Here is a 16,063-nt window from a genome sequence, read left to right as displayed (position 1 = left end):
CCCGCTCATCGAACGGGGCCTTTGTGTGTCGTATCGTACCGTCAGGATGCTACTTGCCCGTCTCCACGGGGTATTCGGCGCCCTTCCATGCGAAGATGCCGCCGGGGTGCCGCTTCACGTTGGTGTAGCCGAGCTTGCGGGCCCAAGCCGCGCCGTTGTGGGAGCGGGTGCACTTCACGAATCCGCAATAGACCACAATGAGCTTGTCCTTGTCCGGGCCGAGGAGCTTCTCATAGTCGGCCTTGGTCTTGCCTGCGGTTTCGTCGGTGTTCCAGGTCTTCATGTCGGGGATCGGGAACAGGAACTGGACGGCGCCGGGGATGTGGTTCTTTTCGTAGCTGGCTTCCAGCGGCATGGTATCCACGATAACCATTTCCTCTTTGGCGTCGATGAGCTGCTTGAGCTCTGCGGTGGTGATCACGTCGTAATCGCCGCGCTGCACCTCGCGCACCAGTTTGACGGCTCCGGCTTCCTTCTCAACTTCCTGCTTGAACTTGTCTTCGCCGAGGCAGCCGGTGAGCATACCCATCACGAGAATGGCCGCAAGGGCCGCGAAAATTCCTTTCAACTTCATCGCCTCACTCCTCCGAATGGTTTCAGGATAACGGCCATGGAGCGTGGCGGCTCCTGCATCGCCTTTCGGCGCCAGTACACCGCGGCAAGGGCTGCAAGCATGATCAGGTCGCGAATCATCGAATCGCCCATGCCCGAATATGCCTGCCCTTCCGGATCGCCGGGGCCGAAACAGCCGCAATCGACGTCCAACCCGAGGTACATGCCGTAGGCAAGAACCCCGACGAACAGCAACAGCTGCGCTGCCACCAACTCCAATGTCCATCTGATGTTGAAGATGAGGCCCGCCCCACTGACGACCTCAAGGATCGGCAACCCATACGCAAGCGGCAGATCGGCCCAGCCGGGGGTCAGCCCGTACCCGTCTATGACCATGGCGAACGCCCACGGGTCCTGCAGCTTGATGACGCCCGCGACGATGAATGCGCCGCCGACCGCAAGCCGCAATGCCATTTGAACGGGTTTGCTGAGGACAATCTTCTTCACCGGACACTCCTTTTCAACATCAACACATAATCGAAACCACGATTACCCGAGGCCATGAAACGAATCCAATCGTTACATGCAATGCGCAACCTTCAAAACCATTGCGTTGCTCTATCCTATTCCCGATGCGACTTCCACCATCAGAATTAAGATTTTCTCTAGAGAAATCCACCGCTTCAACCACAACTCGTCCACCGTTTCGACGCTTGAAATATAACACAACAATTCGGCAGGTTATAATTGCTTATAGCTTGATTACCATCCGCAAGCGTAGTACTCCAATGAAAACCAACAACCTCCCGGGGGCTGCATGACAGGCAAGAAGCTTCTTTCCGTTGCGGAAATCGCCCGCGAACTCGATATTCCCGAGTCCACGGTCCACTACTGGAAAAATCGGTTCGCCCAGCATCTTCCCAGTGTGGGCAAGGGGCGACAGAAGCGCTTCAAGCCGGAAGCGGTAGAGGTTTTCTCCACCATCTCCCGAATGCTCAAGGAAGGGCACACCGCCCGCGACGTCATGGACAGCCTGAGCCAGTCCTACCCCATGCAGGCCGATGCGCTGGCCGAGACCCCTGACAGCGATTCCCCCGTCCAGCAATACGGCATGGAAACCGCAGTTAAGATGGCCGCCGCCATGGGCGCCGAGATGGCCCGGTCCATCAGCGAGGGCATCCGCACCGCGCTGGCTGCGCCCGAACAGGCCGCCCTACCCGAAGACTTCACCAAGGCTACCGAACAGATCGCCGCCAACGCCGCGGAAGTCCAGCTCCTGCGCGACGAGAACGCCCAGCTCAAGGAAAAGCTCTCCATCATGGAAGCGGAAATGGTCCGCCTGCGCAAGGATCGCCGCGAAATGGAAAAGTACCTTCTTGACAAGATCAAAAGCGTGACTAGTTAGAATCCACCCCATGGTAACGGGTCCCTCAACCCGCCGCCATCACGGAGCATTTCGGCCATTCCCGATCATCCGTGGCTCCCCGCCGGGACACGCCCCCTCGTCCCGGCGGGGCATTTTTCCATTCATCAAGGAGGTTCGCCAACAATGGGCAAAAAAAGCACGCACAAATTCAAGGCTGAAATAAACCAGCTCCTGGAAATACTGGTTCATTCCCTTTACACCAACAAAGAGATTTTCCTGAGGGAGCTCGTGTCCAACGCTTCGGACGCGCTAGACAAATACCGCTTCAAAACCCAGACGGGCGACATGGAAGCGGATGACACGCCGCTGGAAATCCGCATCTCCCACGACAAGGAAGCGGGCACCCTCACCGTCACCGATACCGGCGTGGGCATGACCCGCGAAGAAGTGCGCGAGAACATCGGCACCATCGCCCACTCCGGAACCGCCCAACTCACCAAGCTCGCATCCGAAGGCAAGGAATCCCTCGACACCCTCATTGGCCGCTTCGGCGTCGGGTTCTATTCCGTCTACATGGTGGCCGACGAAGTCACCCTCGTAACCCGCTCCGCCGATCCCGAGGCGGCTCCGGTGGAATGGACCTCCGACGGCCGCAACGACTACAAGATCCGTGAACTGGACGAAGACGTTGCCCGCGGCACCAACATCACCCTGAAGCTCAAGGAAGACCTGGTTTCCCAGTTCGCCAACACCGAGCACCTCAAGCACGTCGTTAAAAAACACTCCAATTTCGTCAACTTCCCCATCTTCGTGGAAGACGAACGCGTGAACACGGTGCCCGCCCTGTGGCGCGAACCCAAGTTTCAGGTCAAGCCGGAACAGTACAAGGAATTCTACACTTTCCTGACCAATGACGACACGGACCCGCTGGACAAGATCCACGTTTCGGTGGACGCTCCGGTGCAGTACAACGCCCTCGTCTTCATCCCGGCCATCGACGATGACATGTTCGGTCTCGGCACGCAGGACAACCGCGGTCTCGACCTCTACGTGCGCCGCGTGCTCATTCAGCACAAGAACAAGGATCTGCTGCCCGAATATCTCGGATTCTGCAAAGGCGTGGTGGACACCGAGGACCTGCCCCTGAACATCTCCCGCGAGACGCTTCAGGACAACGTGCTTATCCGCAAGATCAGCTCCAACCTCACCAAGCAGGTCTACAGCGCTCTTGAGAAGATGGCCGAGAACGACAAGGAAAAGTACGAGACCTTCTGGCGCGTGCACGGCAAGCTGTTCCGCGCCGGCTACATGGACTTCATCCACAAAGATCGCTTTGTGGAGTTGTTGCGGTTCAACTCTTCCGCCTGCGAAAACGCGGACGAGCTCATTTCGCTGGCCGATTACGCCGGACGCCTCAAGGAGGGCCAGAAGGAAATCTTCTACGCCTACGGACCGAGCCGCGAGGCCCTTTCCCTGAGCCCGCACCTCGAAATCTTCCGCAAGAAGGGCGTTGAGGTCCTGTACCTGTACGAGCCCATCGACGAGTTCGTCATGGACGCGCTCCAGCAGTACGGCGACTACCAGCTGGTTCCCGCCGAGCACGCGGACCTTTCCGGCATTGAAGGAGAGCAGGAAGTCGAAGACAAGCCCGAAGAGCTTTCCGAACCGGAACAGAGCACCCTCGACGGACTGCTTGGGCACATCAAGACCCTGCTTGGCGACGCCGTCACTGACGTGCGCACCACGGATCGCCTCTCCGACAGCCCGGCCTGCCTCGCCAACCCGGACGGCGCCATGACCAGCAGCATGGACAAGGTCATGCGACACATCCAGAAGGACACCTCCATCCCGGCCAAGGTCATGGAGATCAACCCGGACCACCCGCTGACACGCAACCTGATCCGCATCTACGAGGCGGACGCACAGGATCCCTTCGTGGAACAGGCCGCACGCCAGCTCTACGAATCCGCTCTGCTGCTCGAAGGGTACCTGCAGGATCCGCACGCTCTCGTGGGCCGCATCCAGTCCCTGCTGACGCAGGCCAGCGGCTGGTACAAGAAATAACCTTCCACAACACTGCCACGAAACAGCCACAGGCCGCCCGACACGTCGGGCGGCCTTTTTTCATGCCGTCAACAGGGAATGATCTCCCCAAAACACCCGCTGAGATGCCGAAAACGCTTTATGGCGTAATGTCGATGTATGGCGATTCTGCTTCCCTGCATGAAGTCGGGAACGAAGCAGTTCAACAGGGACACCATCATGAGCAAGTTGTATGAGATTTCATTGCAGCACGATGCGAAGGGCCGCATTGTCCGCAAAGAAGAAAAAATCAACGGAAGACCAATCGTGTGGGAGTACGACTACGACCAAAACAGCAGACTGACCCGGTCTCAACGGGATGTGTGGTGCGGAGGAATACATATACGACCGATTGGGACATCCGCTTGCCATGCGAAGCAGCGACCTGCATTTCAACTTATGCACCGATCAAATCGTCGTCCAGTGGTCCGAGGAACCGAGGCCACTTCTTTCACGGAAAACGGAGTCCTATTGAACAAGGTTTTCTGGCGCAAATTCGTTCCTTACAGCAACGTAAAAAGAGCCCATTATCTACAATGTTACTTTTGCATCAATCTTCTGAGGTGCTAATCACCCTTAATGAAAACTCTTTCTTCGGCCGGCATGAAATTATTGCAACCTATGTCAACAACGCCAGAGAAGAACTCTTCAAAGGAGGCCTCCTTAGAGACATCTGATCCAGCAGGATTCGAGGCCACACAATCGACATATCCATCAATACCGCCGCGCCAACACGGAGCGAGGCGGAGACCCTGACTCGCCAATCATGACTCCTTGCACTTCCCGCAAGCAGATTTGCGACCCACCAAACAACCGCACGGACTGCCCTATGCGACCCTGCTGGGTTTGATATTCCAAGAGCACACAAACTGATTAGACAAAAAAAGCCCCCGCTGATGCGGGGGCTTCGAATCTTCATCGTCGGCCGACTTAGAAGCTGTAGCCGAGGGCGGCGCGCATTTCAGCGGGCACCCAGGCGTCCGGGCCGGGCTCAAGGTCCTTCCACGGAGCGCCGGCTTCCTTGCGGGCCTGCTTCACTTCGTCGAGGGTGAAGCCGTAGCGCGGAATTTCGAACTGCTGGCCGGGGTAGATCAGGTCCGGATTGTCGATCTGACCGCGGTTGGCCTTGAAGATGAGGGGCCACATGAAGGGATCGTTGTACACCTGCTTGTACTCGGCGATCCACCACAGGCACTCACCCTTGGTCACGGTGTGGGTGGTCGGCAGGCTGTCGTACTGGGATTTGTACACGGCCATCGGATCCACGACCACTTCTTCTTCGACAATTGTGGTTTCTTCTTCAACCACGACCACTTCCGGCTCGGGGTTGACCTTTTTGGAACAGCCCCATGCAAAAATCATCATGCAGGCGACTGCAAGCAGCAGCAGTTTCTTCATCGACGGCCTCCTCTCAAGTATTGTTCTTTCGTCATTTAGAATTCACTCTTCAATGTAGGCTCAGGACTTGATCCTACTGGCCCAATTATCAATTATTTTTTTTTCTTGCAACACCAATTTCCCGTCGGGACGCTCCTGGAGTGCGGCCTCAATGGCGCGGTTTGCCTCAGCGAACCAGCCGCCCATGCGCAGGCTCCGGCAGGCAAGAACATACATCCGCTCAGGCTCGTCTTTGTAGACACCCTCCATCAACATCCCGTAATCGCTGCCGAAAGCATTCCGGACCAAATCTTCGTGCGAGAAGATGAAGCGGGCCAGCAGCGTATTATCCCGGTGACGCACGAGGTAGACCGGCAGCAAGGTGCGGCAGTTGTTCATGAAAAAACGGATACGGTCAATTTCGCGACGCATACTTTCGCGCGTCTGGGTCAGCACTTCCACGAGCCGACCGGAAACTTCCTGCTGCGGTCCGTGCGCGTCTTCTTCCATGATCTCCTGCAGCCAGGGGCCGTAGTTCTGGAGCTGATACGCGTCCTCGCGCAGCTTCACGGTCTCGTGAAAGATGTAGCCCAACGCCCAGTCAAGAAACTGCCCTTCCGCTGGTTTCTCCGGATCATTGCGGAACACGTGGTGCGCCGTGTCCTTCATGCGCCACAGCAGGCCCTTGTCCATCTCCGTACCCACAAGGTCCCGCAGGCACTCGAAGCAGACCACGCCTTCCTCGTCAAAACTCTCGAACTCCCGGTTCAGCGCCACGGAAGAGTGGCAGAACATGCGAAACAGGTCGCGCACGAACTCCGGCAGTTTTTCTCGAATCCAGCTGCGGGACATGGAGCCTCCCTACTTGCTTTTCTTCTTGGCGAGATCCGCCAGCTCGGCCAGCCTGTCGTCCACCATGCGGTAGAGCGTGCCCTTGGGGAACCGGCCCTGTGTGTTGCGAACGCCGGTCTTCATTCCCGTGAGGACATACATGGCCTGCTCGATGGTGGAAACCGGATAGATGCGGAACCGCCCCTCACGCACGTCGCGCACCACGTCATCGTTGACCATGAGGTTGACCGCGTTGTCAGCCGGAATCAGCACGCCCTGCTCTCCGGTCAGCCCCCGCCGTGAGCAGACCCTGTGAAATCCTTCAACCTTCTCGTTCACGCCGCCCACCGCCATGATGCAACCGCTCTGGCTCACCGCTCCGGTGAAGGCATAGGACAGGTTGATTGGCGCGCCCGAGAGTGCGGAAAGCAGCGCGGCGAGCTCGGCCCCGGAAGCGGAGTCGCCCTCGATGCCCGCGTAAGACTGCTCGAAGCACAGGCTGCCGGTCATGACCAGCGGCTTGTCCTGCGCGAACAGGCCCACCAGATAGCTCTTGAGGATCATCATGCCCTTGGTATGGATGGGGCCGCCCAGCTGTGCTTCGCGCTCAAGGTCGATGATGCCGCCGTGCCCCACGCCCACCTTGCAGGCAATGCGATGCGGCAGACCGAACTCGTGATCCCCGAACTGGGTTACCGAAAGCCCGTTGGCTTCGCCCACCGCCGAGCCGCCGGTGGCCACCTTGATGACTTCACGGTCGTAATCGGACATGAACTCGGTCTGATACAGGTCGGAGCGGTAGTCCCGATCTTCGATGGCCTGCGCCAGATCGGAATACTCCACCGTTTCCCCGCCCCGAATCCGGGTCAGGGCCGCGGCCTCCACCATGCGCTCGCGAATCAGCGGGAAGTACAGCGACAGCCGCTTCTGATCCTCGGACAGCCGGGAACCGAGGTCCACCAGCCCGGCCAGCGCCTCGCGGCTGAACGGCGGCATCTTCTCCTGCCTTGCGATGCGCCCCAGGGCGCGCAAATACCGCTTTACGTTCTTGGCGTCGCGGTCACACGTTGGCTGCAGATGGGCCTTGAGCTTGAAATACTTGGAAAATCGGTCATCATTATACAGCAACAGCTCATAGTTGATGTCCGTGCCGATAAGGATGACGCGCAGCTCGATGGGGATCGGCTGCGGTTCGATGGTCCGCGCACGGACCTGATCCGGCTCCACCGGGTCCTCGATCTTGGCATGTCCGGCGCGCAGGGCGCGGAGCAGGCCTTCCCACGAGTGCGGATTGCTCAGCAGGTCTTCCACGTTGAGCAGCAGGAAGCCATGGTTGGCGCGATGCAGCGCCCCGGCCTTGACCAGCGTGAAGTCCGTGTAGAGCGCGCCCATTTCCGACTCGCGCTCGATGGACCCGAGCAGGTTGAAGGCGGTGGGGTGATCTTCGTTCACCACCGGTGCGCCCTGCGTCTTGCCGTTGTCCACGAACAGGTTGACTTCGAAACGGGTGAAGAAGTCTTCGCCGGAGCTCTGGGTGTCCATGAACAGCGACGGCATGGCGGTCTCCTTGCCGGTGAACTGATCCACGTTGTCCACCACGCACTCTTCGACCGCCTCGAAGTATTCCTTGAGACCTTCGATGTGACCGAACTCCTCGCGCAGGGGCTGCAGTTCGGCCTTGGCCTCGTCGCGCGCCGTGTCCCGGTGCAGGTCGTCTTCGCTCTTCTTCAGACCCTGTTCGTTGCGGTTGATGCTGCGCAGGTCATCCGAAAGTTCTTCCAGCAACTTCTCGCCCTTGTTCTTCAACTCCTTGCGCAGTTTGGGATCAAGGGTGTCGTAGTCGCTGTCGGTCAGGGGCTTGCCGTCCACGATGGGGGCAAGCGTGATGACCGAATCCTCGTCGATGGACAGCCGAAAACCGGTCTTTTCGGCCTCTTCCTCCATGCGCGCGAACAGTTCGTCGCGGCGCTGCGTGAATTTCTTGAGCAGCCGCTCATGCGTCTTCTGAAAGGACTCCTCCTCGAACCGGGCCGGGATGCGCGAACGCAGGCGCGAAACCGCCTTCTGCTGGGCGTTCTTGTACTTTCGCCCCACTCCCGCGGGCAGGGACAGGGCCACTGGGCGGTCCTCGTCCTCGAAGTTGTACAGGTAGACCCAGTCCGGCGGCGTGGGAGCCTTGCGGGCGCGCTTGCCGAGGAAACTGCCGATGAAGTGGCTGCGGCCCATGTTGGGCTCGCCCGCCACGTAAACGTTGTATTCGTTTCCGCTCACGGCCAGCGACAGTTCAAGGGCCTTGATGGCGCGGGGCTGAAACGACGGGGTCGGATCGCTGTCCGGTATGGCGTCGCTGTTTTCGAAAGGAACCTTCGCGGGGTCCAGCGCGGCGCGCAGCCGGGAAACGGCCAGCGGGCGCGGCATACGTGTATTGCTCATGCGTCCTCGTATCAGTGTGTTCGTGTCCCGTTCCAACATGGTCGCCGCATGGGCGCACCGGGGGTTCCGGCGGGACCTTGTCCGCAGAGGGTAGCCGGAACGGCTCCGGCATTCAAGAACCCCCTGCCGAGACGGCCATGATACCCGGCGTCGCCGGTTCGGGCAATGCCTGCCGCTTGTTCTTTCCCCCGGCTGCTGATACCACTTCGGTAACCATGATGAAACGCTTTTTCAGCCTGCTCATTCCGCTGATTCTGCTGACGACCGCACTCCCGGCCCGGGCACAGGTCATCAGTCTGGAATCGGTCTCGGCCACCCGCGTTGGGGACACTCTCTCCGCGCAGTTCGGCGTAGCCCTTCAGGGAGTGGACGAAATCGCGGACACCCTGCGCAACGGCGTGGGCATCAAGCTGGCCTGCCGCGCCTCCATCTCCCTGAACCGCAGGTTCTTTTTCAGCTCCACCCTTGGCGAAAGCGCCCTTGAGGGAGCCATCCAATACGACGCCCTGACCAAGGAATTCGCGCTCATGCTGCCCGGGCAGGAGCAGGCCATGCGCAACGAAGATCTCGCCGCACTGCTTGCCGAAGGCTGGGAATCGTTCTCCATACCCCTTTGCCCGTGGGGCAGTCTCGAACGAGGCAAAAACTACCGGCTGGAAGTCGAGGCCGCGCTCATGCCCATGGACGTGCCAGACTGGTTCACCCGAACCTTCCTTTTCTGGTCATGGCAGGGCGGACCGAGCGTAACCTCCACTCTGGACTTCCGGTACTGACGCCATGACTTCGCGCTACATCAAGATAGACGAGGTGGGACAGCGGGAGCGCCGCCGCCGCAAACGCGAACTCATCGCGGCCGGACTCTGCTTCGCCCTCATCGCCGTCCTGACGTGGGTCGAACTCAAATATCTCGGGGGCAACTCCTATCTTTTCCTCGGCCTGCTGAACCTGAACTTCATCCTGCTGCTGGTGGTGCTGTTCATCGTCACCAGAAACGGGGTGAAGCTGCTGCTGGAACGTCGCCGCAGGGTGCTGGGCTCCAAGCTGCGAACGCGGCTGGTGCTCGCCTTCATCTCCCTGTCGCTCATTCCCACCGTGCTCATGTTCCTTGTGAGTGTGAAGTTCGTGCAGACGTCCGTGGACTACTGGTTCAAGGGGCAGGTGGAGGAATCCATGGAGCAGGCTCTTGAGCTTGGCCGGGCCTTCTACGGCTCGTCGCAGGACAGGCTCCAGCGGCGCGGCAAAAACATGATCGACGAGATCGTGGACCGCCGCTTCGCGTGGGGCGGCAAGGGTATGAACGATTTTCTGGGTGAGAAATTCGAGGAATACGACCTGAGCCTCGTAGGGGTCATCACGCCAAAAGGCTCGGTGCAGAACACCCACTACTCCGCCCAGTGGGAAAAGGCATGGCCCGAGATTCAGGAAAAGATCGACTGGGAGGGCCTGCGCTCCGATCCCCGCCAGTGGTCCACCATCATCCCCACCCCCCAGAGCGACCTCATCGTCGGGGTGACGCCCGTGGACGACGGCACCACCGGCTTCCTCGTCCTGGGTGAGACCGTGGGCCGCGGCCTGTTGCACAAGCTGGACCGCATCGTGCGCGGCCTTGACGAATACAAAAAGCTCAAGACCCTGAAATATCCATGGAAGATGACGCTGTACCTGACCCTCGGGGTCATGACCATGCTCATCATCCTCGGCTCCATCTGGTTCGGCTTCCGGTTGGCGAAGGAACTCTCCGCCCCGGTGCAGGCGCTGGCGGCGGGGACCGAACGCATCGCGCGCGGCGACCTGTCCGTACGCCTTGAGGACCGCTCCGATGACGAGCTGGGCTTCCTCGTGCGCTCGTTCAACCGCATGACCGAAGACCTCGAACTGGCGCGTCAGAACGAGCTGAAGGCCGGCGAACGGCTGGCGAGGCAGAATCAGGAACTGGAACGTCGCGGCCGCTACATCGAGGCGGTTCTGGACAATATCACCTCCGGCGTCATCTCCATGGACGCATCCGGCCGCATCGGAACCGTCAACCGCTCGGCGGAACAGATTCTTGGAACACCCGGAGAATTCCTCATCGGCAAGAAGCCGCACACCCTGCTCTCCGGCGAGTTCGCGGACATCATGCGCGAGGCGCTGGAAGCGGTGGGCAGCAATCCCGGCGAGCAGTGGCAGAAGCAGCTGGACATCCAGACGCCGGAGCGGGTGCGCAAACTGCTTATCAACGTGGTGGCCCTGCCCGGCATCCCCGGCGCGGAGGTCGGCACCGTGGCCGTCTTTGAAGACATTACCGAGCTGGAAAAAATTCAGCGGCTGGCCGCATGGCGCGAAGTGGCCCGGCGAATCGCCCACGAAATCAAGAACCCGCTCACGCCCATCAAGCTCTCTGCCCAGCGCCTGCAGCGCAAGTTCGGCGAAGGCGTGGACGACAAGGTCTTTGACGACTGCACCGGCCTTATCGTGAGTCAGGTGGAACGGCTTCAGCAGATGGTCTCCGAATTCTCCGCCTACGCCAAGCTGCCCGAAGTCCAGCCCCGGCCCGGCGATCTGGGCCCCCTGCTTGAAGAGACCGTGGGCATGTTCGAAAACACGCACCGCAACATCGACTGGCACCTGCAACTGCCCGAAAATTTGCCCGAAATGTCCTTTGACCGCGAAGCCCTCGGCAAGGTCTTCATCAATCTGCTGACCAACTCCGAGGAAGCCCTCAAGGATCAGGAAGACGGCAGCGTGGTGGTCAGGGCGGTACATGAACGGAAGAAGAATCGCGTGGTTGTGAGCGTTGCCGACAACGGTTCCGGACTGCCCAGAGACGGGGCATCGCGCATGTTTGAGCCCTACTTCTCCCGCAAAAAAGGCGGCACCGGCCTCGGCCTGACCATCGTCCGTTCCATCGTGGCGGACCACCACGGCAAGGTCACGGCCCACGCGAACAAGCCTCGCGGCACCGTGGTTCGTGTAGAGCTGCCGCTCGCCTGACGCACCTTATTTTTTTCGAGCAATGTGGCGAGGATGCCCCGGACGTGCTATGCTTGGCATCACACGGAGGTACACCATGCGAGTCATCATTGCCGGCGGGACCGGCTTCATAGGCAGGTCGCTCGCCGCCACCCTCATGGCGGCCGGGCATGAAATCATCGTTCTGTCACGCTCCGTGGCCTCGGTCGAGCGGGTCTTCGGACAGAGCGTTTCTGGCTTTACCTGGGATGGCGGTGAGTGGCCGTCGCTCATCGACCCGTCCACGGCCATCGTCAACCTCGCTGGCTCCAGCATTGCCGGAGGCCGCTGGACGCCCAAGGTCAAGGAAAGAATCCTCCAGAGCCGCCTCAAGTCCGGCCAGCGCCTCATTGAAGGCATCCGCAAGGCCAATGATGCTCCCCGCGTTTTCGTGCAGGGATCGGCGGTGGGCTACTACGGGCACCACAAGAGCACTCCGGTAACCGAGGACACCCCCTCGGGCACGGGGTTTCTTGCTGACGTGGCCCGTAAATGGGAAAACTCCACCAAGGAAATCGACGGGATGGGCATCCGCCGCGTCATCATCCGCACCGGGATGGTGCTCGGCCACGGAGGCGCGCTGGAACGGATGCTCCCCGCGTTCCGTTTGTTCGTCGGCGGAGCTCCCGGCACGGGTGATCAGGGCGTCTCGTGGATACATCTCAAGGACGAAGTCGGGGCCATCAAGTTTCTGATGGAACACTCCGAGACCTGCGGCCCCTACAACCTGACGGCTCCCACGCCGGTAACCTTCAGCAGATTCGCCCGCGTACTCGGAGAAACCCTGCACAGGCCGCACAAACTGAATCCGCCCGCCTTCATGCTGCGGCTCATATTCGGTCAGATGGCCGACGAAGTGCTTCTCAACGGCCAGTTCGCCCTGCCCGAAAGGCTTCAGAAGGCCGGATACGAGTTCCGCTTCCCCATGCTCAAGGACGCCCTGCCGGATATTCTGAACCGATCTTGAAGCCCGGCCCGGCTTGCCTTACACTACGCGGCGGCGTCAGCTTATCACGGAGGGATTCATGGCGGGCAAAGTACTGATCATAGACGACGAAGAGAGCATCCGTTTCTCGCTCAGGGGCATTCTGGAAGACGAAGGCCTCGACGTGGTGGACGCGGAAAACGCCGAGGACGGCCTTGAACTGCTGAAGACCGAGAACCCGGACATCCTGTTTCTGGATATCTGGCTTCCGGGCATGGACGGCCTCGAAGCACTGGAAATCCTTGGACGCGATTACGCCCATATTCCCGTGGTCATGATCTCAGGGCACGGCAACATCGAGACGGCGGTCAAGGCCCTCAAGAACGGCGCCTTCGATTTCATCGAAAAACCTCTTTCCCTTGAGAAAGTCGAGGCCGCCAGCCGCAACGCCCTTGAAGTGGCCAGACTCAAACAGGAAAACCGTGAACTGCGCTCACGCATTGACGGCGACCGCACCACCCGGCTCACCGGCGAATCTCCGGCCATAGACCATCTGCGTCAGGTCATCGAACGCGTGGCCCCCACCGACGCGTGGGTGCTCATCACCGGCGAGAACGGTACCGGCAAGGAAATCGTCGCCCGCTCCGTACACTCCCAGTCCATGCGCGCCGACAAGCCCATGGTGGCCGTGAATTGCGCCGCCATCCCCGAAGAGCTCATCGAGTCCGAACTCTTCGGCCACGAGAAAGGCGCCTTCACCGGAGCCGAGACAGCACAGGTCGGCAAATTCGAACTGGCCCACAAGGGCACCCTCTTCCTCGACGAAATCGGCGACATGAGCCTCAAGACGCAGGCCAAGATCCTGCGCATCCTGCAGGAGCAGAGCTTCGAACGCGTGGGGGGCCGCAAGACCATCAAGGTCGATGCCCGTGTCATCGCCGCCACCAACAAGGACCTTGCCGAAGAGATCAAGGTCGGGAATTTCCGCGAGGACCTCTACTACCGCCTGAAAGTTTTTCCACTGGAAGTGCCCCCCCTGCGGGAGCGCGCCGAGGACGTTCCTCTGCTCATACGGGCCTTCATGGACAAGATAGCCAGACAGCACGGCTTCAAGCCGCTGGCATTCGATGACGATGCCATGCAGTGTCTCACAACCTACCGCTGGCCGGGCAATGTCCGGGAACTGAAAAACTTCGTGGAACGTATGTTCATCATGTACGCTGGCGACACCGTCAACGCCGAACGCCTGCCGCCCGAGATATGCCCCGTGCGCACCCAAGCCGCCGAAGGCGAACAGCCCCCTATCCCGAACGGCCCGGAATTCGAACGCGGCCCCGTGGACTTCAAGCAGGCCCGGGCCGACTTCGAAGCTCGTTTTCTGGAATCGAAACTCAGGGAATTCGGCGGCAATGTTTCGCAGCTCGCCAAGGCGGTGGGTATGGAACGAAGCTCGCTCTACCGCAAACTCAAGACTTACGAGATTCAGGCGGAGTAGTCTTCTCCCCGCGAAGCTCCCGCTCGATGCGGTCCGGATCATGCGCGTTGAGTTCCACCATCCTGCGCAGATGGGTAAAACTTTCGGGATCCATGCCGGTGAACCGGATGGCCGTGGACTCACCATCCGAGCGGACCACCAGGCCCTCCACAGCGATCCGAATCCCGCCAGCCACCGGAATGATGAGCTGGCAGGNCTCGCCTTCAATAAACGAATCGGCTCCGGTGCAAAGCGCACCGTTCATGCTCAGATTCTCCGTGGTCACGGGCGTAATGACATCCCCGACCTCGATGAAGGCGGGAAACCCGATGTCCACACGGCTGCGGTTGCGTTTATCCGAGCCGCTCCTTCGCTTGAACCAGCTGCCGATTCTTCTGATCATGCATCCATCCTAGCAAAGCCTTTCCCGTAGCAAAAGACCCGCCCGCATTATTATCCGAGCAAGCCCTAAAGCTCCTTCATCCGCCCAAGCGATTTCATCACGACCTTCCCCGTATCCAGATGCAGAAAAATCGTGCGGGGGATGGAACCACCCACATCCGACGCCTTCAGCTTTATCTCGTTGCGCTCCATGAGTCGCAAAAGGGCCTCGTAATTTTTCTGTCCTGTAAGAAAGGTGTCCTCGTTGCGCATGTTCGCCCCGCCCGCAGCCTTGAACTCCAGCCGCTTGATGTCCGCTCCCTTCATGGCCAGCTTGCGCACCATCATCGCCACTCCGGTGTTCACGAACATGTACGGATTCTGCTGCGCCCGCTTCGGGGAGGTGGACGCACGAGCCAGCAAACAATGAATCAGCCCGCCAATCCGCTTCTTGGGGTCATACGCGGTAACACCGAGACACGACCCAAGCGAATAGGTGACGATAACGTCTTCCGGATTCGTGGAGATCTTCATGTCCGAGATGTTGACGACGAGCAGGCTCATGAACCGGGCACCCCTGATAGTTCCGTGTCGGCATACCATATACCGTTTTTCACGTTTCATCCATTATTTGGATGAAAAACAGGCATCTTTCGAAAGCTGAACACAGAAAAGGGGGATGCCGCCGGCGGCACCATCTCGTTGCTACCGGAGGGCTTTTTGAAAGGCTTGAGCAACGTCTCGCAGATTCTGTTCCCAGTCATAGGCGAGCGGGTCGGCCTTGATGACTTGCCCTTGGATGGCCTTGGCGATGAGTTCGGCGCTTCTGTCCGAGAACTGGGGTTGGACGAATACCACTCGAATGTTCTCTTTTTTGGCGTGTTGAATAAGTTCGCCAAGTTCTTTTGGGCCGGGTTCCTTGCCTTCCAATTCTATGGGAATCTGCGTCAGGCCATAGGTTTGGGCGAAGTAGCCCCATGATGGGTGATAGACCATGAATCGTTTTTGGTTGGATTGGGCGAAGAGAGACTGCAAGTCGCCGTCAAGTTTATTTATTTTGTGTACGAAAGACCCATGATTCTTGCGGTAGGCTGCTTCGTTTTCAGGATCTGCTTCGATCAGTCCTTTGAGAATTGAGGCTGCCATCTGCCTGACTATCGGCGGGGCCGTCCAGATGTGCGGGTCAGGGATTCCGTGATGCTCTCCATTCTCAACGTGCACTTCTTCATGGTGATGATGTCGAGCCATTGGTCGTTTATCAACGCCTGCATCCATTGCGATGAAAGTCGATTGCGGGCTTGCTGACTTCATTCGCTGCAGCCATGCTCTTTCGAAAGGGACTCCTATGGAGAAGTAGAGCTGCGCCCGTGAAAGTTCTGCCATCTGGCGCGGTTTTGGTTCGTATGATGCGGGGCTCGCACCGGGTTGAACCATCACGGAGACATCGACGAGGTCGCCACCGACTTGTTCCACGAAGTATTGCTGCGGAACAATGCTGACGACAACTTTGGTTGCCGCGTGTGCCGTACCGGTCAACAGGATAAGGGCTATCAGGGTGGCAAGAATTCGTTTCATCATTGGCAACTCCGCAGGCGGTTACAGGATTGAAGTCCAGTATTCTCCCAATTAGTTTGAGCATGTCAACTCGAAG

At 59.3% G+C, this 16,063-nt stretch carries 14 protein-coding genes; 6 read left to right on the top strand and 8 right to left on the bottom strand.

What is annotated here, in order from left to right:
- Positions 1-49: 49 nt before the first annotated feature.
- Together B149_RS0106120 and B149_RS0106115 are read right to left on the bottom strand one after the other, a co-directional pair.
- Positions 50-574, bottom strand: coding sequence for a rhodanese-like domain-containing protein (locus tag B149_RS0106120; protein ID WP_018124297.1), 525 nt, complete (start codon positions 572-574; stop codon positions 50-52).
- Entirely contained in the window at positions 571-1,059 is a 489-nt protein-coding gene (locus B149_RS0106115; RefSeq protein ID WP_018124296.1) for a MauE/DoxX family redox-associated membrane protein, read from the bottom strand. The genes B149_RS0106120 and B149_RS0106115 overlap by 4 nt, the downstream gene beginning before the upstream one ends.
- A gap of 310 nt (positions 1,060-1,369) precedes the next feature.
- Here B149_RS0106115 and B149_RS0106110 point away from each other — a divergent pair, with 310 nt between their 5' ends.
- Entirely contained in the window at positions 1,370-1,957 is a 588-nt protein-coding gene (locus B149_RS0106110; protein WP_018124295.1) for a helix-turn-helix domain-containing protein, read from the top strand.
- A 144-nt stretch (positions 1,958-2,101) separates the two neighbouring features.
- Positions 2,102-3,982 (top strand): molecular chaperone HtpG, encoded by a 1,881-nt coding sequence (gene htpG, locus B149_RS0106105; protein ID WP_018124294.1) that lies wholly within the window; start codon positions 2,102-2,104, stop codon positions 3,980-3,982.
- Between the two features lie 948 nt (positions 3,983-4,930).
- On the opposite strand, the gene B149_RS0106100 is transcribed toward htpG, so the two are convergent.
- From B149_RS0106100 to B149_RS0106090, 3 genes are read right to left on the bottom strand one after another with little or no spacing between them, the layout of a single operon-like run.
- Positions 4,931-5,398, bottom strand: coding sequence for a LysM peptidoglycan-binding domain-containing protein (locus B149_RS0106100; RefSeq protein ID WP_018124293.1), 468 nt, complete (start codon positions 5,396-5,398; stop codon positions 4,931-4,933).
- Between the two features lie 60 nt (positions 5,399-5,458).
- The gene (locus B149_RS0106095; protein WP_018124292.1) at positions 5,459-6,229 is read right to left on the bottom strand and encodes a hypothetical protein; all 771 of its coding nucleotides are present in this window, start codon (positions 6,227-6,229) and stop codon (positions 5,459-5,461) included.
- A gap of 9 nt (positions 6,230-6,238) precedes the next feature.
- A complete protein-coding gene (locus B149_RS0106090) occupies positions 6,239-8,641 on the bottom strand; it encodes a Lon protease family protein (RefSeq protein ID WP_018124291.1) in 2,403 nt (800 codons plus the stop codon).
- 137 nt (positions 8,642-8,778) lie between these two features.
- Between B149_RS0106090 and B149_RS0106085 the strand changes: the two genes are divergently transcribed.
- From B149_RS0106085 to B149_RS0106070, 4 genes are all read left to right on the top strand, one after another.
- Positions 8,779-9,414, top strand: coding sequence for a DUF4390 domain-containing protein (locus B149_RS0106085; protein WP_018124290.1), 636 nt, complete (start codon positions 8,779-8,781; stop codon positions 9,412-9,414).
- Positions 9,415-9,418: 4 nt separating this feature from the next.
- A complete protein-coding gene (locus B149_RS0106080; RefSeq protein ID WP_018124289.1) occupies positions 9,419-11,614 on the top strand; it encodes a sensor histidine kinase in 2,196 nt (731 codons plus the stop codon).
- A gap of 76 nt (positions 11,615-11,690) precedes the next feature.
- The gene (locus B149_RS0106075) at positions 11,691-12,599 is read left to right on the top strand and encodes a TIGR01777 family oxidoreductase (RefSeq protein WP_018124288.1); all 909 of its coding nucleotides are present in this window, start codon (positions 11,691-11,693) and stop codon (positions 12,597-12,599) included.
- A gap of 58 nt (positions 12,600-12,657) precedes the next feature.
- Positions 12,658-14,052 carry a sigma-54-dependent transcriptional regulator gene (locus tag B149_RS0106070; RefSeq protein ID WP_018124287.1) on the top strand — a complete coding sequence of 465 codons (1,395 nt, stop codon included), beginning with the start codon at positions 12,658-12,660 and terminating at the stop codon, positions 14,050-14,052.
- Here B149_RS0106070 and B149_RS16595 read toward each other — a convergent pair.
- From B149_RS16595 to B149_RS0106055, 3 genes are all read right to left on the bottom strand, one after another.
- On the bottom strand, positions 14,024-14,434 hold the full coding sequence (locus B149_RS16595) for a PilZ domain-containing protein (RefSeq protein WP_018124286.1): 411 nt from the start codon (positions 14,432-14,434) through the stop codon (positions 14,024-14,026). The two genes, B149_RS0106070 and B149_RS16595, sit on opposite strands and share 29 nt — an antisense overlap.
- Before the next feature lie 65 nt (positions 14,435-14,499).
- A complete protein-coding gene (locus tag B149_RS0106060) occupies positions 14,500-14,976 on the bottom strand; it encodes a chemotaxis protein CheD (RefSeq protein ID WP_018124285.1) in 477 nt (158 codons plus the stop codon).
- 141 nt (positions 14,977-15,117) lie between these two features.
- A complete protein-coding gene (locus tag B149_RS0106055) occupies positions 15,118-15,990 on the bottom strand; it encodes a metal ABC transporter solute-binding protein, Zn/Mn family (RefSeq protein ID WP_018124284.1) in 873 nt (290 codons plus the stop codon).
- Between the last annotated feature and the right edge of the window lie 73 nt (positions 15,991-16,063).

Source organism: Desulfovibrio oxyclinae DSM 11498 (assembly GCF_000375485.1).
In the GTDB taxonomy this organism is placed as follows: Bacteria; Desulfobacterota; Desulfovibrionia; order Desulfovibrionales; family Desulfovibrionaceae; genus Pseudodesulfovibrio; species Pseudodesulfovibrio oxyclinae.
Note: the sequence above shows the minus strand (reverse complement) of the source record. Positions and strands in the feature narration are given on the sequence as shown.

Excerpts from the sequence above, each read along its gene's own strand:
- B149_RS0106120 (WP_018124297.1), bottom strand. The coding sequence starts at position 574 with ATGAAGTTGAAAGGAATTTTCGCGGCCCTTGCGGCCATTCTCGTGATG.
- B149_RS0106060 (WP_018124285.1), bottom strand. The coding sequence starts at position 14,976 with ATGAGCCTGCTCGTCGTCAACATCTCGGACATGAAGATCTCCACGAAT.
- B149_RS0106085 (WP_018124290.1), top strand. The coding sequence starts at position 8,779 with ATGATACCCGGCGTCGCCGGTTCGGGCAATGCCTGCCGCTTGTTCTTT.
- B149_RS0106090 (WP_018124291.1), bottom strand. The coding sequence starts at position 8,641 with ATGAGCAATACACGTATGCCGCGCCCGCTGGCCGTTTCCCGGCTGCGC.
- B149_RS0106080 (WP_018124289.1), top strand. The coding sequence starts at position 9,419 with ATGACTTCGCGCTACATCAAGATAGACGAGGTGGGACAGCGGGAGCGC.
- B149_RS0106075 (WP_018124288.1), top strand. The coding sequence starts at position 11,691 with ATGCGAGTCATCATTGCCGGCGGGACCGGCTTCATAGGCAGGTCGCTC.
- B149_RS0106110 (WP_018124295.1), top strand. The coding sequence starts at position 1,370 with ATGACAGGCAAGAAGCTTCTTTCCGTTGCGGAAATCGCCCGCGAACTC.
- B149_RS0106070 (WP_018124287.1), top strand. The coding sequence starts at position 12,658 with ATGGCGGGCAAAGTACTGATCATAGACGACGAAGAGAGCATCCGTTTC.
- htpG (WP_018124294.1), top strand. The coding sequence starts at position 2,102 with ATGGGCAAAAAAAGCACGCACAAATTCAAGGCTGAAATAAACCAGCTC.
- B149_RS0106055 (WP_018124284.1), bottom strand. The coding sequence starts at position 15,990 with ATGATGAAACGAATTCTTGCCACCCTGATAGCCCTTATCCTGTTGACC.
- B149_RS0106095 (WP_018124292.1), bottom strand. The coding sequence starts at position 6,229 with ATGTCCCGCAGCTGGATTCGAGAAAAACTGCCGGAGTTCGTGCGCGAC.
- B149_RS0106100 (WP_018124293.1), bottom strand. The coding sequence starts at position 5,398 with ATGAAGAAACTGCTGCTGCTTGCAGTCGCCTGCATGATGATTTTTGCA.